This is a genomic window from Streptomyces sp. NPDC051207, from assembly GCF_040682395.1.
Taxonomy (GTDB): domain Bacteria; phylum Actinomycetota; class Actinomycetes; order Streptomycetales; family Streptomycetaceae; genus Streptomyces.
Map to the genome: position 1 here is coordinate 33,146 of NZ_JBFBAX010000036.1, position 20,882 is coordinate 54,027.

Genomic DNA, 20,882 nt, shown 5'->3' on the forward strand with positions numbered 1-20,882 from the left:
ATTCCCTGTCTCGGAAATGTTTTGGGCAGGGAAGGCGTGCAGGAATAGTGACACGGTGGAATGCCTCGCGCCAAGGCTGTCCGGACAGTTTTTCGAGCCGTCCGAGGGAGACTCGAGCTGCGCACTGACGAGTCTCGACTTCCGCGGACGACGGGCTCCGGCGGAGTATCGCCCGGCCCCGGGCGCCACCCGCGCGCTGCCGGTTCTGTAGCGGTCTGCTGCGAGCATCGGGCACAACCACGCAACCACTCCCCGCGGAGGGCGCATGTCTCAGCAAGCCGAGGAAGCCACCGCCGGAGGCGGGCGATTCCCAGGGGTGCGGTCCCCGACGAAGGACGACAGAGGGGACACGGCCGGCACGGACGCGTCGGGGCGCCGGACCGGGCTCCTGGTCACCGTGCTCCTCGGCGCCCTGGCCGCGGTGCCGCCGATGTCGATGGACATGTACCTCCCGGCCCTGCCGGAGGTCACCCGCACCCTGGACTCGACCGCCACGACCGTCCAGCTCACCCTCACCGCGTGCCTCACCGGCATGGCGCTGGGGCAGCTCGTGGTCGGCCCGATGAGCGACCGGTGGGGACGGCGCAGGCCGCTGCTGGCCGGGCTGCTCACCTACATCGTCGCCGCCCTGATGTGCGCCTTCGCCCAGAGCGCCGAGGTGCTGATCGGCTTCCGGCTGCTGCAGGGCCTGGCGGGGTCGGCCGGGATCGTCATCGCCCGTGCCGTGGTGCGCGACCTCTACGACGGCCTGGCCATGGCCCGGTTCTTCTCCACCCTGCTGCTGATCTCCAGCATCGCCCCGATCGTCGCGCCCATCATCGGCGGCCAGGTACTGCACGTCACCGACTGGCGGGGCATCTTCCTCATCCTCGCGATGATCGGCATGGCACTCACCCTGCTCGTGTGGCGCCGGCTGCCGGAGACGCTGCCGCCCGGGCGGCGGCAGAGCGGCGGGGTGCGCGCAGCCCTGTGGGTCATGCGCGGGCTCTTCGCCGACCGGATCTTCACCGGGTACGTGATGACCAACGGCTTCACGTACGGCGCGCTGTTCTCGTACATCGCCGCCTCGCCGTTCATCATCCAGGACATCTACGGGGCGTCCCCGCAGACCTTCTCGCTGCTTTTCGGTCTCAACTCGCTCGGTCTGATGATCGTCGGCCAGATCAACGGCAAGGTCCTGGTGGGCCGGGTCCGCCTGGTCAAGACCCTGGGGTGCGGACTGGCGGTGCTCGCCCTGGCCGGGGTGGTGCTCCTGCTGGTGACGGCGGGCGCCTTCGGCGACGTGGGCACGGTTCCGCTCGCGGCGGGCCTCTTCGTCATGATCTCCGCGCTCGGTCTGATCCTGCCCAACACCAACGCGCTCGCCCTGATGCGCACCCCGCACGCCGCGGGTTCGGCCTCCGCGCTGGTCGGCACGTCGTGCTTCGTCATGGGGGCGGTCGCCTCCTCGCTCGTGAGCATCGCGGGCAAGGAGACGGCGGTGCCGATGGCCGCGGTCCAGCTGGGAAGCGCGCTGGCCGCGATCGTCTCCTTCCTGACGCTGTGCCGGCCCTGGCGCAACCGGCCCGCGGAGCAGCCGCTGCGCCGCTGAGGGCCGCTCGCCCGGCACCTACGACGACCGTGCACCCGGCCCTGCGACGCGGGCCGGGTGCACGGTCGTCGGCGTGGCGGGAGGGCGGGCTGCCGGAGCGGGCCCGCGGCATCCGCCGCACGGAGCCGGGGACGGCCGCGGGCGCGCGCCCTGCCGGGCCGGGGAAGCGCCGGCGGGCCCCGCTGCCGGGTCAGGCCGCCTTGTTCTGCTCGGTCGGCGGCAGGATCAGGGTGGGTTCGAGGACGACGCGTGGGGCGGGCGCGGTGCTGGACGGGGCCAGCGGGGCGCGCAGGCCCCGCTGTTGACGCCAGCCGGCCTGGGCGGCGACCACGGCGGCATAGGGGATGACGACGCCGCCGGCCAGGGCGAGGACCGCGACGGCCGGCCAGCGGTCCCAGGTGAGGGCCATCAGGGCCACGCACGCGGTGCGGACCAGCATGGCGGTGATGTAGCGGCGCTGACGGCCGCGCAGGTCGTCCGACAGGCTGGTGCGCGCCCGGGTGATGGACTCCGCCCGGGACGCGTCCCGGTGCCGGGGAAAGGTGCTCATGGGGCCTCCGTCGACACTCCGGCGGATACGCCGGACAACCGGATGGGGGACGGGGCCCGGCCGGCTGGACGGGGCTCCCGCGCGGTGCGGACGTTCACCGGCTGCGCCGGGCCACCGGGGCCACGACGAGCGGCGGAAAACGACGGCGGCGCGGGTGACCGTCCCCTGATCACCCGCGCCGCCCCTGCTGCCCCGGCCCTCTGCTCTGCCGGGTCAGTTGCGTGCCTGGTCCGACTCCCGGTCCTCGGCGGGGCGCTGCGCGCCGATCGCCGCGTGCCCGTTCGGCGAACCATGACCGTTCAGTGAGCCGTGGCCGTTCGGCGAGTGGCCGCCGTGCTCCAGGGCCGCCTCCAGCTCCTGCCGCGTCGGCTTCGGGATCTGCCCGCCGTACAGCCAGCGGCTGAGCTTGTGGCGCAGCATCTCCTGGCGCAGCTGCGGGTTGGGCACACCGTTGTGCTCCGCCTGCGGCGCCGGCAGCGGCTGGTAGTCCCTTCGGGCCAGCAGGGTGTACCGGTGCCAGCGGTCGAGCGGCTCGTGCACCTCGACGAACTCGCCGTGCGGCAGCCTGCGGATCCGCCCGGTCTCACGGCCGTGCAGGAGCTTGTCGCGCTCCCGCCGCTGCAGGGCGAGACAGATCCGCTTGGTGATGACGTACGTCAGCGCCGGCACGACGAAGACGCCGATCCGCACCGCCCACGTGATCCCGTTCAGCGACAGGTGGAACCGCTCGGCCAGGACGTCGTTGGCGCCGCCGAAGAACAGCACCAGGTACAGGGAGACGAAGGAGATGCCGAACGCGGTCCGCGTCGGGTGGTCGCGCGGCCGGTCGAGGAGGTGGCGTTCCTGGGTGTCCCCGGTGACCCAGGCCTCCAGGAACGGCCACAGGGCGATCACCGCCATCATCACCGTGGGCAGGATGACGGCCGGGATCAGCACGCCCAGGTTGACGGTGTAGCCGCCGGGCAGGACGAACTCCCAGGCGGGCATGGCACGCAGGGCGCCCTCCAGGAAGCCCATGTACCAGTCCGGCTGGGACCCCTGGGAGATCTGGTCGGACCGGTAGGGACCGTACATCCACACCGGGTTGATCTGCGCGACGCCCGCGAGCAGCGCGAGCAGGCCGGTGACCAGGAAGAAGAAGCCGCCGGCCTTGGCCGTGTAGTGCGGCATCAGGGGCTGGCCGATGACGTTCTGCTCGGTGCGCGCGGGACCCCGGAACTGGGTGTGCTTGTGGTAGAAGACCAGGATCAGGTGGATGGTGACCAGGGCGAGGATGATGCCCGGCAACAGCAGGATGTGGAAGCTGTAGAACCGGCCGATCACGTCGTGGCCCGGGTACTCACCGCCGAACAGGAACATCGTCAGGTACGTGCCGACCAGCGGGATCGCCAGGGTCACGCCTTCGGCGATGCGCAGGCCGGTGCCCGAGAGCAGGTCGTCGGGGAGCGAGTACCCGACGAAGCCCTCCAGGGTGACCAGCACCAGCAGCGTGAAGCCGATCAGCCAGTTGGCCTCGCGCGGCTTGCGGAACGAGCCGGTCAGGAAGTGCCGCAGCATGTGCACGCACAGCGCGGCGATCATCACCAGGGCCGACCAGTGGTGCAGCTGCCGGATCAGCAGACCGCCGCGCACGTCGAAGGTGATCTCGATGGTGGACTCGTACGCCCGCGACATGTGGATGCCGTGCAGCGGGGCGTACGACCCCTCGTACACGGTCTCCGTCATGCTCGGGTCGAAGAACATGGTGAGCCAGAACCCGGTGAGCAGCAGCATGATGAAGCTGTAGAGCGCGATCTCACCGAACATGAACGACCAGTGGTCGGGAAAGACCTTGCGCACCAGGAACCGGAAGTTGTAGAGCCCGAGCCGCGAATCCGTCCAGTCGGCGAGGCGAACGCCCTTCGACACCTCGGTGCGCGCACTCGGTGGCGCAGTTTCGGTAGTGCTCATACCCGCGCACCCTCCCTTCGCCGCTCGATGGTCACAGGCACAACCGATTCGGCCGGAAACCGGTCGTCGGTCCCAGTGGCCTGCCGCGGCGCAAGCGGGCCGGTGCCTTGAAGCAGCTGGAACGCTATCGACGCACGACGTGGCCGGACAACCGCTCTCAAGCCCAAGCCCGGTGCCAACTCAAGCGTCTCTCGAGCGAGTTGCGAGTCACCAGAGTGCATGTCGCCCCTCTTGTTGCTCAACTGGACGCCGTCTGCGCGGCCGTTGCGGGCACCGTGCGGACACATGTCACCCAAGTACGTCTCCGCGGACGCCAGTTGATTTGCTTGTGTCATAGGGAAAGCGTATGACCGCGCTCCGTGCGGCCTGCGGCCGGGTACAGCCTGCCGTGCGCCCGGCCGTGGCGGTCACGGTTCCGTCCGGTCGAGGGCGGATGCCGCGGTCGGCCACTGCGCCGACGATCCGGTGGCGGGCCTCCAGCGGGCGGAGCCGGTGGACACGCCGATGGCGGGCGGGCCCGGCACGACGGCACGCCGCCGGCGCGCGTCCGGGCCGTGGGTGGTGCTGGGCGCACCGGCCGGCACCGGGCCACGCGGACCGCGCAGCGCGGCGCGTACCGCCGACGGCCGCAGCACCGCGGCGGACGGGGCGGCGGCCTGGAGCAGTTCGAGCAGCACGGCCGCCGCGGACGGGTCGGTGGTCGCGGCCTTCGCCAGCCGGGCCGTGTACCACCTGCCGAGCCGGGCGCGCCGGCCCGCCCGCCGGTCCTGGTCCTGGTGCGCCGCCCCCAGCGCGCGGACGCTCGCCTGCCAGACGGGCGTCACACGGTGGGCGAGAGCCCGGCGTAACCGGTAACCGAGGCCGACGGCGGTGCCGTGCGAGGCGAGGAGCCGGTCGAGGACGAGGGCGCACTCCACCGCCACCGTCATGCCCTGGCCGTGCGCCGGGTCGAGGGCGGCGAAGGCGTCACCGACGACGAGGAACTGGTCCGGCCAGCGGCGCAGCTTCTCGTAGTGCCGCCAGCGGCTGCCGCTGGGGCCGCAGCTGTAGACGGGGCCGAGCGGTGTGGCGGCCTCCAGCACGTCGCGCAGCAGCGGATCGCGCAGCGCCCCCGCGGCACGCAGCAGCTCCGTGTGGTCGGCGGGCGGGCGCCCGCCGTCACCGGCGCAGACCGACACCGACCAGCGGCCGCCCTCGACGGGGTGGAGCATGCCCTGCGCCGGGTGGCCGGGCGCGGGCATCAGCAGCAGGCTCTTCCAGTCGGCGACGTGCCCGACGGGCGGCGCGAACACGGCGGTGGCGAACGAGGTACGGGCCTCGACGACCGTCTCACGGGGCGGCGCGTAGCCGAGCTCGGCGAGCCACTCGGGGGCCCGCGAGCCGCGTCCGGCGGCGTCCACCACGAAGTCGGCGCCGAGCAGCCGGGGGGTGCCCCAGCCGTCCGGCGCCGTGCGGTCCCGGCCGCGCACCCACACCCCCGTGACCGTGTCCTCGCGGCCCGGCTCCAGCGCCACGGCCTCGTGCTTCGGCAGGAACGTCACCTTGGGGTCGGCGCGCAGCCGGTCACGTATCAGTGCGTCGATGAGATCCCGGCTGGCGCTGAGCGTCGACAGACCGCAGTCGATCCGGGGCAGCCATCCGCCCGGACCGAGCAGCAGCATGTCCTCGGTCATGCGCACCAGCACCGCACCCGCGCCGGTCAGCTCCTTGACGATGCCCGGGAACAGCAGCTCCAGGCCGCGCTGGGCGGCCGTGGTCAGGCCGTGCGTGTGCCGCGCCTGCGGCACGCCCCGGCGCCGTCCGGGCCCGTGCGGCACCCAGTCGCGCTCGATCACGGTGACCCGGTCCATGTAGGTGGCCAGGACCCGCGCCGCGGTGAGCCCGGCGAGGCTCGAGCCGATGACCACGGCGTGGCCGTGACCGTCCCCACCGTGGACAACACGTGCGTCCTGATTCATCTCGGCCGCCCTCCCCTGTGTGTCGTGGTGTGCATCATGCGGGGCGCGGCCCTGCGAGTGGCCGGGTTTTGCGCCACCTCAAGCGGCCTTCGAGGCCTGCGCGAGGGGGACTTGAGCGAGGGCGGCCCGGCCGGGCGCCGGGCCGGGGGCGGCGTGCGCGGGCAGCGGCCGGAACCCCTCCGCGGCCGGGCGTCCGTCCGCGGCTGTGCCCCGTCCCCGACCGGGCTCTCCCCGCTCCCCCGCCGGGTCCCTCCCCGGCCCGTCGGCGCGTCCTCGGGCGTCCGGGACGCGCCGGCGGGGTGTTCAGGGCGCCGGCGTCCGTGCCGGCCGCGGTGTGCTCAGTGCGCGGTCCACCAGAGGGCCGGCCGCGCCCGTGTAGCCGGACGGGTCGAGCAGGGCGGTCGCCTCGGCCCGGGTCAGCACCCCGGCGAGTTCGGGGAGTTCGGCCAGCACGTCGGCCAGTGGCCGGCCGGCCGCGGAGGCGAGCAGCGAGGCCCGGGTGAGCAGCTCCTTGGCGGCCGCCTTGCCCAGGCGTGGCGCCAGGACGGCCGAGACCCGCTCGGAGACGAGTTGCCCCCCGGTCGCGCCGAGGTTGGCCCGCATGCGCTGCGGGTGGACGGTGAGCCCTCGGGCGAGTTCGACGGCCGTGTGCGCGGCGCCGCCGGTGAGCCGCAGGGCCTCGCGCAGCGGCTGCCACTCCGCGTGCCACACCCCGGCCGAGCGCTCGTCCTCCGTGGACAGGCCCTGAACCAGCACGGTGGCCAGGGCGGGCACCTGGAGGGCGGCGGAGCGGATCATGGTGGCGAGCACGGGGTTGCGCTTGTGCGGCATCGCCGACGAGGCGCCCCGTCCGGCGACCGCGGGCTCGGCCACCTCGCCGATCTCGGTGCGGGTGAGCACCAGCACGTCCGCGGCGATCTTGCCGAGGGCCCCGGACGTGTGGGCGAGGGCCGCTCCCAGGTCGGCGACGGGCGTGCGCAGGGCGTGCCACGGCAGCCGGGGGGCGGCCAGGCCGGTCTCGTCGGCGAAGGCGGCGCCGAGTTCGTCCAGTACGGCCGCGGGGTCGGCGCCCTCTCCCGCGTACTGGAGGTAGCCGGCCAGTGTCCCGGCCGCGCCGCCGAGCGACACCGGAAGCCCGACGGCGACCCCTTCGAGGCGCTCGGCGGCGTCCAGGACCAGGTGCCGCCAGCCGGCCGCCTTGAGCCCGAAGGTGGTGGGCACGGCGTGCAGGGCCAGGGTGCGGCCCGGCATCACGGTGTCCCGGTGCTCGGCCGCGAGGCCGGACAGCGCGGTGGCCACGGTCCGCAGGTCCGCGACGATCAGGCGCAGCGCGCGTGCCGCCACCAGCATCGCGCCGGTGTCGAAGACGTCCTGGCTGGTGGAGCCGCGGTGGACGTACTCGGCGGCCTGCGGGGACCGTTCGGCGACCACGGCCGTCAGCGCCTTGACCACGCCCACGACCGGGTTCGCGGTCTCCCGCGCGGCCAGGGCGAGTTCGCGTACGTCCAGCAGGTCCGCGCGGGCGGCGGCCGTGATGGCCTCGGCCGCGTGGGCGGGCACCGTGCCGCAGCGGGCCTGGGCGCGGGCCAGGGCCGCCTCCGCGTCGAGCATCGCCTGCAGCCAGGCGCCGTCGCCCACCACCGCCTCGACAGGGGTGCCCGTCCGGACCGGTGACAGCAGTCCGGCGTCCAGGTGGGCGGCGAGGGTTCCGGCCGGTGGGGCCTCGTGCAGGGATGTCATGAGCCTGTTCTCCCGCTCGGGGCCGCGACTGCGGCCAGAGCCGTACGGTCCGTCGGCCTGCGGTCCGTCGCCCCGATGCCGCTCGGCCCGGTGTCCGCCGGCCTGCTGTCCGGCTGCCGCGCGGGGGACGGGAGGCCGGGCAGGGCGAGGACCGCCGCCGCGATGGCGTCGGAGTCCTCCAGGGTGACCGAGCCGACGCCGGGTCTGATGCCCGCGGCGGTGACCCAGTGCACGGACTCGGTGGGCACCCCGTAGGCGAAGCGCCGCGGGTGCGGTACGCCCCGGGCGTCGATCAGGTGGTAGGGCCGCTCGGACACCGCGAGGCCACCGGTCTCGTAATCCGCGCCGTCCGTGCCGTCCCCGGCGGGGATGCGGTAGGGACGGCACTGCCCGGTGCGCAGCAGCCGGCTCATCAGCGGGTCGGCGGTGCGCCGCAGATCGATCTCGGGCAGCCGTGCCTCGATGAGTACCGTGGCCCGCACCCGCACGTCCGGTATCTCGCTCGACACGGCGGTGAAGCAGGGGCCCAGCGGGTCGTCCGGGTCGGCGGTGACGCGCAGGCCGGGGCCGGTCACCTCGAGGACGCCCGCGTCGATGAGGGCGGCCATCTCCTCGATGCGGGAGGCCGGGGGGCCGATGGACAGGAAGGCGTTGAGGGGTGTGTACCAGTGGTCGAGATCGTCGCGGTGGGACGCGGCGGTCAGGCCGGCGTGGTCGACGGCGAGCCGCAGCTCGTTGCGCAGGTCCCGCAGGACGTCGAGGGCGGCCTTGACCGGTCCGTCGACGTTGCCCTGGCGGGCCAGGCGGACGTCGTCGGCGAGGTGGCCGCGCAGCCATCCGCGGAAGGCGGCGCGGTCGCGGAAGACGCGGTCGCCCCAGGGGCGGGCGATCCGCTGCCAGTCCCAGCGTTCGGCCGCGGCGATCGAGGTCTCGTCGAGCAGCCGCTCCTCGTCGTCGCCCGGCTCGGCGTGCAGGTAGTTCTCGACGAAGTCCTCGACGACGGCGGGGGGTTCGCCCCGGGAGGCGAGCAGGGCCGCGTAGTAGACGCTGCACACCTCCTTGGAGATGAGCGGCCACAGGTCGGCGGCGAAGTCGATGGCCGCGCGGCCGGGGGCCCGCAGCTTCGCGATGTACCCGGCCGTCAGGAGCCGGGGGTGGTGGCGGCCGTGGGCGCCCTTCTGGTTCTCGCCGCGCGCCTGGTAGGGCACACCGCGCCGCGAGCCCGCGTACAGGCGCGGTTCGCGGCCGGAGGGCCGGTACACCAGCCGGCCGTCGACGCGGGTGAAGACGCCGCCCCTGCCGTGGGTGAACAGCGCCTGGTAGTCGAAGAAGTTGAGGCCCAGTCCGCGCAGCAGCACCGGCTCGCCGGGCCCGATGCCCGACAGGTCCACGTCGGCCGGGTTGGACGGGGCCAGGTAGGTCAGCCCGTTGCGGTCGGCGAAGTCGGCCAGCTCACGCTCGGTGTCGCTGAGCCGGGTCGGCACGTGGCCCTGGGCCAGGACGACCGCGGACAGCCCGGACAGCCGGGTGCCGTCCTCCAGCACGACGGTCTGCGTCGTGTCGTGTCCGGCCGCGGCGCCGTCGTCCTCGAGGGCGACGGCACGTACGTGGTGTGTGCGCACCGTCACGTGCGCGGCGGCGTTCTCGACGACGCGCCGGAACGCCCACGTCAGGTAGCAGCCGTAGAGGGCCCGGGTGGGATAGCTGTCGGGTCCCAGGCGGCCCGCCTCGGCGAGGACCTCGTCGTCGTACCCGGCCGCCGGGCCGTTGTCGAGCGTGCGGGAGTCGAGGGCCTTGGCCCACTCGTACAGGCTCGGTCCCTCCTCCAGCGGGCCGTCGATCCGGACGCTGGCGTCGGTGTAGACCGTGACCTGCGAGGCCACGGTGTTCATCAGCAGGTGCCGGGACTGCGCGGGGCGCCACACCCGTCCCGCACCCGGCGGGTCCGGGTCGACGACGTGCACGGTGACGGCCTCCCAGCGGGGCGACTTCCGTTCGTGTGCGCAGAGCCGCTCCAGTACGGAAAGACCCCGCGGTCCTGCGCCGACGAGACACACCTCGATGTGCGTGGCCGCCGTGCTGTGCGGTGCGAGTCCGGCGCCTAATGCGCGTTCGCTTCCATGCGTACCGTCCACAGTGCCTCCTTCTTCCGCCACCGTCGGGGCAGGCGCTCAACCATTGCTGGGCCCCGGGTGGAAATCGGCTCGAAGGCCGGCGGCGGGCATGCGGCGGCCTGCGTCCGAGCGGCGCCGCAGGGCCGGCGGGGGACCTCAGGCGGGCCGCGAACGAGGCTGTATCGAGACTCCAGCACCGGTGACTACGTTCCGGACAAAGGCGTCACCAGGATCGACTCGGCGATTCGGCGCAGCACGGTCGCGGAGGGCGAGCCGCCTCATGAAGGAGATGCGTTGATGGTTCACCCGTGCCCCGGACATCACACTCATGAGAGCCGTGCCGTTTCCGGATCCGTCCTCTGCGCTTCCTGTGTCAGCCAGGTGGAGCGCGATCTGCGCACCCTTCCCGCCTTGCACCAGGAGTGTCTGCACCACGTATCTCCGAGCCACCGGCGGACCAACCCCACCCGGGTTTCCGGAAGCCGTAACCGGGACCACCTGAACATCTCGGTGCTCGACGCCCGGTACAACATCCGCGCCATTCTCGAGTCGTGGGCGGAAATCGTCGTGGAACAGCTCGGGGTGGCCGCGCCGGCCCGTTCGGTCCCGCACCTGACCCGGTTTCTGACCCAGCATCTGCAGTGGCTCGCCGCGCAACCCCCGGCCGCCGACTTCGCAGGTGAGGTGGCGGGCCTCGTCGCCGAGCTGCGCAGCATGATCGACCCCGAGCCCGGTGCGCTGCACACGCTGGTCCTGCACTGCGTCGTGGACGGCTGCGCGGGCACGATCAGCGCCTCGCCGAAGAGCACCGGCACGTCGGGGAGGAAAAGCATCGAGTGCTCGGCAGGGCATTCCTGGGAAACGCACGAATGGCTGAGGCTGAGGCAGCTCATGGAACGGCAGCGAAAGGGTGTCACCGCATGACGAAACCGCCACGCCACCGGCTTGTTCCCACGAAGGTGGCCGCACTTGCCGTGGGGGTGTCCGAAGCGACGATCCGCAAATGGGTGAGCCGCGGGAAGATCACCCGCTACGGCGCGCCGAACTGCCGCTCGGAATTCGACATCGAGGAACTCACGGAGATCGCCATGCGGCGTCCTCCCGCCACCCGGTGACGATGACGCATTCCGCCCGCATCAATTCCTGCCCGACACCATGCAACCGCCCGTCTCGAAGACTTTCGTGAAACGACAAGGGAAGTGAGTGCGTTGACGCTACCGACCTCAGTGGAGGGGGTTTCGGAGAACCATCGGGCTCGCTCGGTCGGCATCGGTCGCGCCCACGCCAAGGCCATCCTGCTGGGCGAACACGCGGTCGTGTACGGGACCCCGGCGCTCGCGCTGCCGATTCCGCAGCTCACGGCCACGGCCAGCGCCGGATGGTCTTCCCACGCCTGTGACGCCCGGGGCGGCTTGTCCTTCACCATGACCGGTTCCGCCTCGCGGGCGGTGGTGACGCTGGCCTCCGACGGTCTGCAGCGGCTTGCCGCGGCCTTCGCGGAGCGCATGGGCCTGGTGCGCATGCCGCACCTGGACGTGATCCTCGACGGTGCGGTCCCGCCCGGCCGCGGGCTGGGCTCCAGTGCCGCGAACGCGCGCGCGATCGTGCTCGCCCTGGCGGATCTGTTCGGCCGTGAGCTGTCCGAGGCCACGGCGTTCGAACTGGTGCAGACGGCGGAGAACATGGCGCACGGCCGGGCCAGCGGCGTCGACGCCATGGCCGTCGGCGCGGCGGCCCCGCTGCTGTTCCAGGCGGGCCGGGCCGAGGAGCTGGCCATCGGCTGCGACGGCCTGTTCATCATCGCGGACAGCGGCACCGCGGGCAGCACCAAGGAAGCGGTCGAGCTGCTGCGTGACGGTTTCCGGCGCGAAGCGGGGGCCGAGGAGACATTCCTGTCCCGTGCCGCGCAGCTCGTCGAGGAGGCCCGGCGGGCGCTCGCCGACGGCTCGCCCGAAGAGCTCGGTGCGCGGCTGACCCGCTATCACGAGCTGCTGCGCGCGGCCGGCCTGAGCACCGACCGCATCGACGCGATGGTCGAGGCCGCGCTGCGGGCGGGCAGCCTCGGCGCCAAGATCACCGGGGGCGGCCTGGGTGGCTGCGTCCTCGCCCTCACCCAGCCGGAGCAGGCCGGGGAGGTCGCCCGGCGTCTGCACGACGCCGGCGCCGTCCAGACGTGGGTCGTACCGTTGAGGAGGCGTACCCGGCATGCACACTGAGCAGCTCGTGCGATCGCGGGCCAAGGGCGGGGGCGGGGCGCAGGACGCCACCGCCGTCGCGCACCCGAACATCGCGCTCATCAAGTACTGGGGCAAGAGCGACGAACGGCTCTTCCTGCCGCGCACCGACAGCCTGTCGATGACGCTGGACATCTTCCCGACGACCACCCGCGTGCGGCTCGCTCCCGGCGCCGGGCACGACACGGTCACGCTCAACGGCCGGCCCGCGACGGGCGAGGCCGAGCGGCGCATCGTCGCCTTCCTGGAGCTGGTGCGCGAGCGGGCGGGGCTGGCTCACCGGGCCGTCGTCGACACCGAGAACACCGTTCCCACCGGGGCCGGACTCGCCTCCTCCGCCAGTGGGTTCGCCGCCCTCGCGGTCGCCGCGGCCGCCGCGTACGGGCTCGGCTACGACGCCACCGCGCTCTCCCGGCTGGCCCGGCGCGGCTCCGGCTCCGCGTCCCGGTCGATCTTCGGCGGGTTCGCGCTCTGGCACGCCGGGCGGGCGGGCGGCACCGACCAGGAGGCGGACCTCAGCTCGTACGCCGAACCGGTGCACGCCGCGGACCTCGACCCGGCGCTGGTCATCGCGGTGGTCAACGCGGGCCCCAAGGCGGTCTCCAGCCGTGAGGCCATGCGCCGTACCGTCGACACCTCACCGCTGTACGAGCCGTGGGCCGTCTCCAGCAAGGCCGACCTGACCGAGATGCGGGCGGCGCTGAGCCGCGGTGACCTGGAGGCGGTCGGGGAGATCGCGGAGCGCAACGCCCTGGGCATGCACGCGACCATGCTCGCGGCGCGCCCCGCCGTGCGCTACATGTCGCCGGCCTCCCTCACCGTCCTCGACACCGTGCTGCAGCTCCGGCAGGACGGCACACCGGCCTACGTGACCATGGACGCCGGACCGAACGTCAAGGTGCTGTGCCGGCGTACGGACGCGGACCGGGTGGCCGCGGCCGTACGCACCGCCGCCCCCGGCGGCGCGGTGCACATCGCCGGACCGGGCGAGGGCGCCCGCCTGCTCACCGGGGACGGACGATGACCTCCCGGCGCACGGTCGTGCGGCGCGCGCCGGGCAAGCTGTACGTCGCGGGCGAGTACGCGGTGGTGGAGCCCGGCAACACGGCGATCCTGGTGGCGGTCGACCGCTGCATCACCGTCACCGTCACCGACGCCGATCACACCGGCGTCGTGATCTCCTCCGACCTCACTGCGCGAGCCGTGCGCCACCGGTGGCTGGACGGCCGGCTGACCGGGGGTGACGGCAGCACGGCCCATGTGGTCACCGCGATCGAGGCCGTGGCCGATCTGCTCGCCGAACGCGGCCTCGCCGTACCCCCGTTGAGCGTGTCGGTCACCAGCACGCTGCACGACAACGGCAGGAAGTACGGCCTGGGCTCCAGCGGCGCGGTGACCGTGGCGACGGTCGCGGCCGTGGCGGCGTACTGCGGACTTCAGCTGCCGGCCGACGCCCGGTTCCGCCTGGCCCTGCTCGCGACGGCCCGGATCGACCCCAAGGGCTCCGGCGGTGACCTCGCCGCCAGCACCTGGGGCGGCTGGATCGCCTACCGGGCACCCGACCGGGCGTTCGTGCTCGACGTGGCCCGCCGCCGCGGTGTGGAGGAAGCCCTGCGCACCCCTTGGCCGGACTTCGAGGTACGCCGGCTGCCGGCGCCCCACGGTCTGTCGCTGGAGGTCGGCTGGACCGGGAACCCGGCCTCCACCACCTCCCTCGTCCGCGGTCTGCACCGGCGGGCCTGGCGGGACAGCCCCTCGTACCAGAAGTTCCTCGAGACCACCGCCGACGTCGTCCACGCCGCGATCGGCGCCCTGGAGGCCGGCGACCGCGAGGACCTGCTGCACCAGATACGGCGGGCCCGGCAGGAGCTGGCCCGCCTGGACGACGAGGTCGGCCTCGGCATCTTCACACCCGGGCTGACGGCGCTGTGCGACGCGGCCGAGGACGTCGGCGGTGCGGCCAAGCCATCGGGGGCGGGGGGCGGCGACTGCGGCATCGCCCTGCTGGACGCCGACGCCCCGCACGACATCGCGCACGTACACGGGCGGTGGGCCGCGGCCGGGGTGCTTCCCCTGCCCGTCCGTCCCGCTCCGGAAGGGAACGAAGAATGAGTAGTGCTCAGCGCAAGGACGACCACGTCCGCCTCGCGATGGAGCAGCAGCACGCGCACAGCGGACGCAACCAGTTCGACGAGGTCTCGTTCGTCCACCACGCCCTGGCCGGCATCGACCGCCCGGACGTGTCCCTGGCCACCGCCTTCGCCGGCATCTCCTGGCAGGTGCCGCTCTACATCAACGCGATGACCGGCGGCAGCACCATGACCGGCGCCATCAACCGGGACCTGGCCATCGCCGCCCGCGAGACCGGGGTGGCCATCGCCTCGGGCTCCATGCACGCCTACTTCAAGGACCCGTCCTGCGCGCACACCTTCCGAGTGCTGCGCGAGGAGAACCCGGACGGGTTCGTCATGGCGAACGTCAACGCGACGGCGTCCGTCGACAACGCGCGGCGCGCCATCGACCTGCTGCGGGCCAACGCCCTGCAGATCCACCTCAACACGGCGCAGGAGACGCCCATGCCGGAGGGCGACCGGTCCTTCGGGTCGTGGGCGGCGCAGATCGAGAAGATCGCGGCGGGCGTCGACGTCCCCGTCATCGTCAAGGAGGTCGGCAACGGGCTGAGCCGCGAGACGATCCTCGCCCTGCCCAACCTGGGCGTGCGGGCGGCCGACGTCAGCGGCCGCGGCGGCACCGACTTCGCCCGTATCGAGAACGGGCGGCGCGCACACGCCGACTACGCCTACCTGCACGACTGGGGTCAGTCCACGGCCGCCTGCCTGCTCGACGCGCAGGACGTCGGCATCCCCGTGCTGGCCTCCGGCGGGGTCCGCCACCCGCTCGACGTGGCCCGCGCCCTCGCCCTCGGCGCCCGTGCCGTCGGCTCGTCCGGCGGCTTCCTGCGCACCCTGCTCGACGGCGACGTCTCCGCGCTGGTCGCGAAGATCTCCTCCTGGATCGACCAGCTGGCGGCCCTGCAGACCATGCTCGGGGCCCGCACCCCCGCCGACCTCACCCGCTGCGACCTGCTGATCCACGGCGGGCTCCGGTCCTTCTGCGCCGACCGGGGCATCGACACGCGGCGGCTGGCCCAGCGCTCCAGCTCCATCGAAGCCCTCCACGAGATGACGGGAACCACACGATGACCGAAGCACACGCGATCGCCGGAGTCCCCATGAGGTGGGTGGGCCCGCTCCGCATCTCGGGGAACGTCGCCGAAACCGAGACCCAGGTGCCGCTGGCCACCTACGAGTCCCCGCTGTGGCCCTCCGTGGGCCGCGGCGCGAAGGTCTCCCGGCTGGCCGAGAAGGGCATCGTGGCCACCCTCGTCGACGAGCGGATGACGCGCTCGGTGCTCGTCGAGGCGACCGACGCGCTGACCGCGCTCACGGCCGCGCGGACCATCGAGGCGCGCATCGACGAGCTGCGCGAAGTGGTGCGCGGCTGCAGCCGGTACGCGCAGCTCATCGGCGTCCGGCACGAGATCAACGCCAACCTGCTGTTCATCCGGTTCGAGTTCTCCACCGGCGACGCCTCCGGCCACAACATGGCGACCCTCGCCTCCGACGCGCTCCTCGCCCACCTGCTGAAGACGATCCCGGGCATCTCCTACGGGTCGATCTCCGGCAACTACTGCACGGACAAGAAGGCCACCGCCATCAACGGCATCCTCGGCCGCGGCAAGAACGTCGTGACCGAGCTGCTCGTGCCCCGTGACGTGGTCGGCGACGTCCTGCACACGACGGCCGCCAGGATCGTCGAGCTGAACATCCGCAAGAACCTGCTCGGCACCCTCCTCGCCGGCGGTGTCCGCTCGGCGAACGCCCACTACGCGAACATGCTGCTCGCGTTCTACCTGGCGACCGGCCAGGACGCGGCCAACATCGTCGAAGGCTCGCAGGGCACCGTCATGGCCGAGGACCGGGACGGCGACCTCTACTTCTCCTGCACCCTGCCCAACCTGATCGTCGGCACGGTCGGCAACGGCAAGGGCCTCGGCTTCGTCGAGACGAACCTGACCCGGCTCGGCTGCCGGGCCGACGGCGCCCCCGGTGAGAACGCCCGCCGCCTCGCCGTCCTCGCCGCGGCCACCGTGCTGTGCGGCGAGCTGTCGCTGCTCGCGGCACAGACGAACCCCGGCGAACTCATGCGCGCCCACGTCCAGCTCGAACGCGACAACAAGACTGCGAAGGTTGGTGTCTGAGACATGTCCATATCCATCGGCATCCACGATCTGTCGTTCGCGACGAGCGAGTTCGTCCTGCCGCACACGGCCCTGGCCGAGCACAACGGCACCGAGATCGGCAAGTACCACGTGGGCATCGGCCAGGAGTCGATGAGCGTGCCCGCCGCCGACGAGGACATCGTGACCATGGGTGCGACGGCCGCCGCGCCCATCGTCGCCCGGCACGGCACCGACCGGATCCGCACGGTCGTGTTCGCGACCGAGTCCTCGATCGACCAGGCGAAGTCGGCCGGCGTGTACGTCCACTCCCTGCTCGGACTGCCGTCGGCGACCCGGGTCGTCGAGCTGAAGCAGGCCTGCTACGGGGCGACGGCGGCCCTGCAGTTCGCCCTCGGCCTGGTGCAGCGCGACCCCGCGCAGCAGGTCCTCGTCATCGCCAGCGACGTCTCCAAGTACGAGCTGGACAGCCCGGGTGAGGCCACGCAGGGCGCGGCGGCGGTGGCCATGCTGGTCGGCGTGGACCCGGCCCTGGTGCGCATCGAGGAGCCGTCCGGCCTGTTCACCGCCGACGTCATGGACTTCTGGCGGCCCAACTACCGCGAGGCGGCCCTGGTCGACGGGCAGGAGTCCATCGGCGCGTACCTCCAGGCGGTCGAGGGCACGTGGAAGGACTACTCGGAGCAGGGCGGCCGCCCGCTGGAGGAGTTCGCCGCGTTCTGCTACCACCAGCCGTTCACCAAGATGGCCTACAAGGCCCACCGCCACCTGCTGAACTACTGCGGCTACGACACCGACCAGGACGTCATCGCCGGCGCCCTCGGCCAGACCACGGCCTACAACACGGTGATCGGCAACAGCTACACGGCGTCGATGTACCTGGGCCTGGCCGCGCTGCTGGACCAGGCGGACGACCTGACCGGCCGGCCGCTCGCCTTCCTCAGCTACGGCTCCGGCTCCGTCGCCGAGTTCTTCGCCGGGACCGTCGTCGCCGGCTACCAGGACCACCTGCGCACCGACGCGAACCGCGAGGCGATCTCCCGGCGCAGGACGGTCGACTACGCCGGCTACCGGGAACTGCACGAGTGGCGGTTCCCGACCGACGGCGGCGACCACGCCACCCCGGAGCAGACCACCGGGCCGTTCCGGCTGGCCGGCATCACCGGTCACAAGCGGATCTACCAGGCGCGTTAGCGCGTCTCGCGGGCCCGCGAACCAGGTGGGCGGCCCTTCCCGGGCTGCCCACCCGCCGGCCCTCGGTACAGCCATCCACAGACCACGTGAGGGGAGGGCAGCCGCATGGCACACACCACGATCCCCGCCCCCGGCAGCCCCATGAAGGACATCAGGATCCTCGGCACCGGTGCCTACGTGCCGGAGCGGATCGTCTCCAACGACGAGGTCGGCGCGCCGGCCGGGGTCGACGACGCCTGGATCACCCGTAAGACGGCGATCCGCGAGCGGCGGTGGGCCGCCGCCGGCCAGGCCACCTCGGACCTGGCCACGGCCGCGGCACGCGCCGCGCTGCGGTCGGCGGGCATCACCTCGGAGCAGCTGTCCGTGATCGCGGTCGCCACCTCCACGCCGGACCGGCCGCAGCCGCCCACGGCGGCCTACGTCCAGCGCAACCTGGGCGCGTCCGGCACGGCGGCCTTCGACGTCAACGCGGTCTGCTCCGGCACGGTGTTCGCGCTCTCCGCGGTCGGCAGCACGCTCCTGCGGCGGGGCGGCCACGCGCTGGTGATCGGTGCGGACGTGTACTCGCGCATCCTGAACCCGGCCGACCGCAGGACGGTGGTCCTGTTCGGGGACGGGGCCGGCGCGATGGTGCTCGGCCCGACCACCCGGGGCCCGCTCGTGCGGCATGTCGCCCTGCACACGTTCGGCGAACTCGCGGGCCTGATCCAGGTGCCGGCGGGCGGCAGCCGGCTGCCGCTGGACTCGGCCGCCCTCGATGCCGGGCTGCAGTACTTCGCGATGGAGGGGCGGGAGGTGCGCCGCTTCGTCGTGGAGCAGCTCCCGCAACTGGTCAAGGGGTTCCTGCACGAGGCCGGTGTCGAGGCCGCGGACATCAGCCACTTCATCCCGCACCAGGCCAACGGCGTCATGCTGGACGAGGTCTTCGCGGGCCTGGCCCTGCCCCGCGCCACCATGCACCGGACGGTGACGCGCTACGGCAACACCGGGGCCGCCTCCATCCCCATCACCCTGGACGTGGCAGCCCGTGACGGCGCCTTCCGCACGGGCGAGCTGATCCTGCTGGCCGGGTTCGGCGGTGGCATGGCGGCGAGTTTCGCACTTCTCGAGTGGTGAAAGGGCTGTACGGAACACCGCCGGCCACCGTTCGGCGCGGGGGCCGGGTCACGCGGACAACCGCGTGCCGGCCGCGCGTCTTCGCCGCCTTCGTCCGTTTCGTGTTGTGCGGCGGTGCGGTCGGCCTCGCCGCGAGCGCCGCCGTCGTCGCACTCGCCGCCGTCGTGCCGTGGGCCCTCGCCAACGCCCTGGTCACCGTCGCGTCGACGGTCCTCGCCACCGAGCTGCACGCCCGGTTCACCTTCGGCAGCGGGCGCAGCACCCTGCGCCAGCAGGTGCAGTCCGCCGGTTCCGCCGTGGCCGCCTACGCCGTGACCTCCACGGCGATGTTCGTCCTGCACGTGTGCGTGGCGGCGCCGGGGGTGCTGCTCGCGCAGACCGTGTACCTGTCGGCGGCCGCGCTCGCCGGGCTGGGGCGGTTCGTCGTGCTGCGCCTGGTGGTGTTCGCCACCGGCCGCGCGAAGTCCGCGCCCGCGGAAGCCGCCGGCGCGACCGGCACCGCGGGGAGCGCCGGTGCCGCGAGGATGCCTTCCGCCGCGGCGCCGGCCGCCGCCGAACCCGGGTACCGCGCCGGCGCGGGGACGCGCCGGTGCGGCCGTGTGCCGCGCGGTCCGAGCCGGTACCCCAGTCCCGGCCCGCCGCGCCGTCACCGGCCGGCCCGGGCCCGATGCCCTGTCGCATCCCTCTTTCCGTCGATACTCCCGTCGAAAGGCCGACCCATGTCACTCGAACTCGACACGACTGCCCAGGACCTCCTCTTCCGTGAGGCCCGCACCGCGAACACCTTCACCGACGAACCGGTCACCGACGAGCAGATCCGGGCCGTGTACGACCTGGTCAAGTACGGTCCGACCGCGTTCAACCAGTGCCCGCTGCGCATCACCCTGGTCCGCTCCCCCGAGGCCCGCGCGCGTCTGGTGCGGCACATGGCCGAGGGCAACCGCGCGAAGACCGAGGCCGCCCCGCTGGTGGCGATCCTCTCCGCGGACAACGAGTTCCACGAGGAGCTGCCCCGGCTGCTTCCGCACTTCCCGCAGGCCAAGGACGTGTTCTACGCCGAGCGCCCGGTCCGTGAACGGTCCGCCCTGCTCAACGGCGCCCTGCAGGCCGCGTACTTCATCATCGGCATCCGGGCCGCGGGCCTCGCCGCCGGGCCGATGACCGGCTTCGACCCGGCCGGCGTGCGCAAGGAGTTCCTGGACGACGACCACACCCCGCTGGTGGTCGTCAACATCGGCAGGCCCGGCCCGGACGCCTGGGGGCCGCGTTCCCCGCGGCTGGACCTCGACGAGGTCGTCACCACCGTGTGAGCCGGCGGCCGGCGGGCGCGCGGCTGTCCGGCCGCGGGTCCGCCGGCCTCCCGCGGCCACCGCGGGAGGTGGTCAGCCGTCGCCGGGGGCGCGCCGTGCGGAGTAGTACGCCGGCCACAGTTCGCGGGCGAGCAGCCGCTCCGCCTCGGTCAGCGGAGCATCCTCGCGCAGCCGCTCGGGGTGGGCGGGCGGCGGACCGCCGGTTCCCGGGGGCAGGCCTGCGCGGACGAAGAGCGCGGCGGGATCGAGGGGGTGTGCGGCCGGCCCGCAGGCCGGCAGCGCGTTGAAGTAGACCGTCGGACCGGCGTACGTGGCGCCGAAGGCCACCAGGGACCGCCAGAGCGATCGCAGGCAGCGGTCCGCCAGCGTCCAGCGGCGGCGACGCGACATCCGGCGGCGACGCGGCAACCGTCCCATGTCCGCCCTCCCGTCTTCACATCAGTCGATGCCGCGTACGACATGCGGCTCCCAGGTCTCGTCCTCGTCGACACCGGCGAGCCTGAGCGGCGGGGTGCGGGGCGCGGCGAGGGCCGGGACGTCCTGGGACAGCCGGCCGTCCCGCCGGCCGCCCTCCTGCGGGGTGTCGTACACGTCGTCCTCCTGGGTCGGTTCAGTAGCGGTAGTGGTCCGGTTTGTAGGGACCCTCGACCTTGACGCCGATGTACTCGGCCTGCTCCGGGCGCAGGGTCGTGAGCTTCACGCCGAGCGCGTCGAGGTGGAGGCGGGCGACCTTCTCGTCCAGGTGCTTGGGCAGCGTGTAGACGCCCACCGGGTACTGGTCGGGCTGGGTGAACAGCTCGATCTGGGCCAGGGTCTGGTCCGCGAAGGAGTTGGACATCACGAACGACGGGTGGCCGGTGGCGTTGCCCAGGTTCAGCAGGC

The 20,882-nt window shown here is 73.1% G+C and carries 19 protein-coding genes; 11 read left to right on the plus strand and 8 right to left on the minus strand.

All coding sequences use genetic code 11. From position 1 onward, the window contains the following. The first annotated feature begins 265 nt into the window (after positions 1–265). On the plus strand, positions 266–1,591 hold the full coding sequence (locus tag AB0M97_RS26890; RefSeq protein ID WP_365963558.1) for a multidrug effflux MFS transporter: 1,326 nt from the start codon (positions 266–268) through the stop codon (positions 1,589–1,591). Positions 1,592–1,781: 190 nt separating this feature from the next. Here the strand turns inward: AB0M97_RS26890 and AB0M97_RS26895 are convergent, their stop codons facing one another. The 5 genes from AB0M97_RS26895 to AB0M97_RS26915 form a co-directional block, all read right to left on the minus strand. Then, complete coding sequence (locus AB0M97_RS26895; protein ID WP_365963559.1) at positions 1,782–2,141, minus strand: DUF3099 domain-containing protein; 360 nt, start codon at positions 2,139–2,141, stop codon at positions 1,782–1,784. 213 nt (positions 2,142–2,354) lie between these two features. Then, positions 2,355–4,091, minus strand: a complete 1,737-nt coding sequence (locus tag AB0M97_RS26900) for a cytochrome bc complex cytochrome b subunit (protein WP_365963560.1) — start codon at positions 4,089–4,091, stop codon at positions 2,355–2,357. 407 nt (positions 4,092–4,498) lie between these two features. Next, on the minus strand, positions 4,499–6,049 hold the full coding sequence (locus AB0M97_RS26905; protein ID WP_365963561.1) for an FAD-dependent monooxygenase: 1,551 nt from the start codon (positions 6,047–6,049) through the stop codon (positions 4,499–4,501). Positions 6,050–6,352: 303 nt separating this feature from the next. Continuing rightward, positions 6,353–7,789 (minus strand): 3-carboxy-cis,cis-muconate cycloisomerase, encoded by a 1,437-nt coding sequence (gene pcaB / locus AB0M97_RS26910; RefSeq protein WP_365963562.1) that lies wholly within the window; start codon positions 7,787–7,789, stop codon positions 6,353–6,355. Next, entirely contained in the window at positions 7,786–9,852 is a 2,067-nt protein-coding gene (locus AB0M97_RS26915; RefSeq protein ID WP_365963576.1) for an FAD/NAD(P)-binding protein, read from the minus strand. The genes pcaB and AB0M97_RS26915 overlap by 4 nt, the downstream gene beginning before the upstream one ends. A 432-nt stretch (positions 9,853–10,284) precedes the next feature. Between AB0M97_RS26915 and AB0M97_RS26920 the strand changes: the two genes are divergently transcribed. From AB0M97_RS26920 to AB0M97_RS26965, 10 genes are all read left to right on the plus strand, one after another. Beyond that, entirely contained in the window at positions 10,285–10,827 is a 543-nt protein-coding gene (locus tag AB0M97_RS26920) for a hypothetical protein (RefSeq protein ID WP_365963563.1), read from the plus strand. Beyond that, complete coding sequence (locus tag AB0M97_RS26925) at positions 10,824–11,018, plus strand: hypothetical protein (protein WP_365963564.1); 195 nt, start codon at positions 10,824–10,826, stop codon at positions 11,016–11,018. The genes AB0M97_RS26920 and AB0M97_RS26925 overlap by 4 nt, the downstream gene beginning before the upstream one ends. 111 nt (positions 11,019–11,129) lie before the next feature. Further along, a complete protein-coding gene (mvk, locus tag AB0M97_RS26930; protein ID WP_365963565.1) occupies positions 11,130–12,119 on the plus strand; it encodes a mevalonate kinase in 990 nt (329 codons plus the stop codon). Next, complete coding sequence (mvaD, locus tag AB0M97_RS26935; protein WP_365963566.1) at positions 12,109–13,161, plus strand: diphosphomevalonate decarboxylase; 1,053 nt, start codon at positions 12,109–12,111, stop codon at positions 13,159–13,161. The genes mvk and mvaD overlap by 11 nt, the downstream gene beginning before the upstream one ends. Then, the gene (locus AB0M97_RS26940) at positions 13,158–14,249 is read left to right on the plus strand and encodes a phosphomevalonate kinase (RefSeq protein ID WP_365963567.1); all 1,092 of its coding nucleotides are present in this window, start codon (positions 13,158–13,160) and stop codon (positions 14,247–14,249) included. The genes mvaD and AB0M97_RS26940 overlap by 4 nt, the downstream gene beginning before the upstream one ends. Continuing rightward, positions 14,246–15,340 (plus strand): type 2 isopentenyl-diphosphate Delta-isomerase, encoded by a 1,095-nt coding sequence (gene fni, locus AB0M97_RS26945; RefSeq protein WP_365963568.1) that lies wholly within the window; start codon positions 14,246–14,248, stop codon positions 15,338–15,340. The genes AB0M97_RS26940 and fni overlap by 4 nt, the downstream gene beginning before the upstream one ends. Continuing rightward, positions 15,337–16,398 (plus strand): hydroxymethylglutaryl-CoA reductase, encoded by a 1,062-nt coding sequence (locus AB0M97_RS26950; protein WP_365963569.1) that lies wholly within the window; start codon positions 15,337–15,339, stop codon positions 16,396–16,398. The genes fni and AB0M97_RS26950 overlap by 4 nt, the downstream gene beginning before the upstream one ends. Positions 16,399–16,401: 3 nt before the next feature. Further along, entirely contained in the window at positions 16,402–17,571 is a 1,170-nt protein-coding gene (locus tag AB0M97_RS26955) for a hydroxymethylglutaryl-CoA synthase (protein ID WP_365963570.1), read from the plus strand. A 141-nt stretch (positions 17,572–17,712) separates the two neighbouring features. Beyond that, positions 17,713–18,690, plus strand: coding sequence for a ketoacyl-ACP synthase III (locus AB0M97_RS26960; RefSeq protein WP_365963577.1), 978 nt, complete (start codon positions 17,713–17,715; stop codon positions 18,688–18,690). 719 nt (positions 18,691–19,409) lie between these two features. Beyond that, entirely contained in the window at positions 19,410–20,000 is a 591-nt protein-coding gene (locus AB0M97_RS26965; RefSeq protein WP_365963578.1) for a malonic semialdehyde reductase, read from the plus strand. A gap of 72 nt (positions 20,001–20,072) precedes the next feature. On the opposite strand, the gene AB0M97_RS26970 is transcribed toward AB0M97_RS26965, so the two are convergent. The 3 genes from AB0M97_RS26970 to AB0M97_RS26980 all read right to left on the minus strand — a co-directional run. Continuing rightward, complete coding sequence (locus AB0M97_RS26970) at positions 20,073–20,417, minus strand: DUF6059 family protein (RefSeq protein ID WP_365963571.1); 345 nt, start codon at positions 20,415–20,417, stop codon at positions 20,073–20,075. 21 nt (positions 20,418–20,438) lie between these two features. Then, complete coding sequence (locus tag AB0M97_RS26975; RefSeq protein ID WP_365963572.1) at positions 20,439–20,591, minus strand: hypothetical protein; 153 nt, start codon at positions 20,589–20,591, stop codon at positions 20,439–20,441. Positions 20,592–20,610: 19 nt separating this feature from the next. Continuing rightward, positions 20,611–20,882, minus strand: a 272-nt coding sequence (locus AB0M97_RS26980; RefSeq protein ID WP_365963573.1) for an adenosylhomocysteinase, incomplete at its 5' end; no start/stop codon positions are given.

Coding starts and splice junctions, on each gene's coding strand:
- AB0M97_RS26890 (WP_365963558.1), top strand. CDS start 266: ATGTCTCAGCAAGCCGAGGAAGCCACCGCCGGAGGCGGGCGATTCCCA.
- AB0M97_RS26925 (WP_365963564.1), top strand. CDS start 10,824: ATGACGAAACCGCCACGCCACCGGCTTGTTCCCACGAAGGTGGCCGCA.
- AB0M97_RS26970 (WP_365963571.1), bottom strand. CDS start 20,417: ATGGGACGGTTGCCGCGTCGCCGCCGGATGTCGCGTCGCCGCCGCTGG.
- AB0M97_RS26900 (WP_365963560.1), bottom strand. CDS start 4,091: ATGAGCACTACCGAAACTGCGCCACCGAGTGCGCGCACCGAGGTGTCG.
- AB0M97_RS26955 (WP_365963570.1), top strand. CDS start 16,402: ATGTCCATATCCATCGGCATCCACGATCTGTCGTTCGCGACGAGCGAG.
- AB0M97_RS26905 (WP_365963561.1), bottom strand. CDS start 6,049: ATGAATCAGGACGCACGTGTTGTCCACGGTGGGGACGGTCACGGCCAC.
- AB0M97_RS26960 (WP_365963577.1), top strand. CDS start 17,713: ATGAAGGACATCAGGATCCTCGGCACCGGTGCCTACGTGCCGGAGCGG.
- AB0M97_RS26940 (WP_365963567.1), top strand. CDS start 13,158: ATGACCTCCCGGCGCACGGTCGTGCGGCGCGCGCCGGGCAAGCTGTAC.
- AB0M97_RS26895 (WP_365963559.1), bottom strand. CDS start 2,141: ATGAGCACCTTTCCCCGGCACCGGGACGCGTCCCGGGCGGAGTCCATC.
- pcaB (WP_365963562.1), bottom strand. CDS start 7,789: ATGACATCCCTGCACGAGGCCCCACCGGCCGGAACCCTCGCCGCCCAC.
- mvaD (WP_365963566.1), top strand. CDS start 12,109: ATGCACACTGAGCAGCTCGTGCGATCGCGGGCCAAGGGCGGGGGCGGG.
- AB0M97_RS26950 (WP_365963569.1), top strand. CDS start 15,337: ATGACCGAAGCACACGCGATCGCCGGAGTCCCCATGAGGTGGGTGGGC.
- fni (WP_365963568.1), top strand. CDS start 14,246: ATGAGTAGTGCTCAGCGCAAGGACGACCACGTCCGCCTCGCGATGGAG.
- AB0M97_RS26965 (WP_365963578.1), top strand. CDS start 19,410: ATGTCACTCGAACTCGACACGACTGCCCAGGACCTCCTCTTCCGTGAG.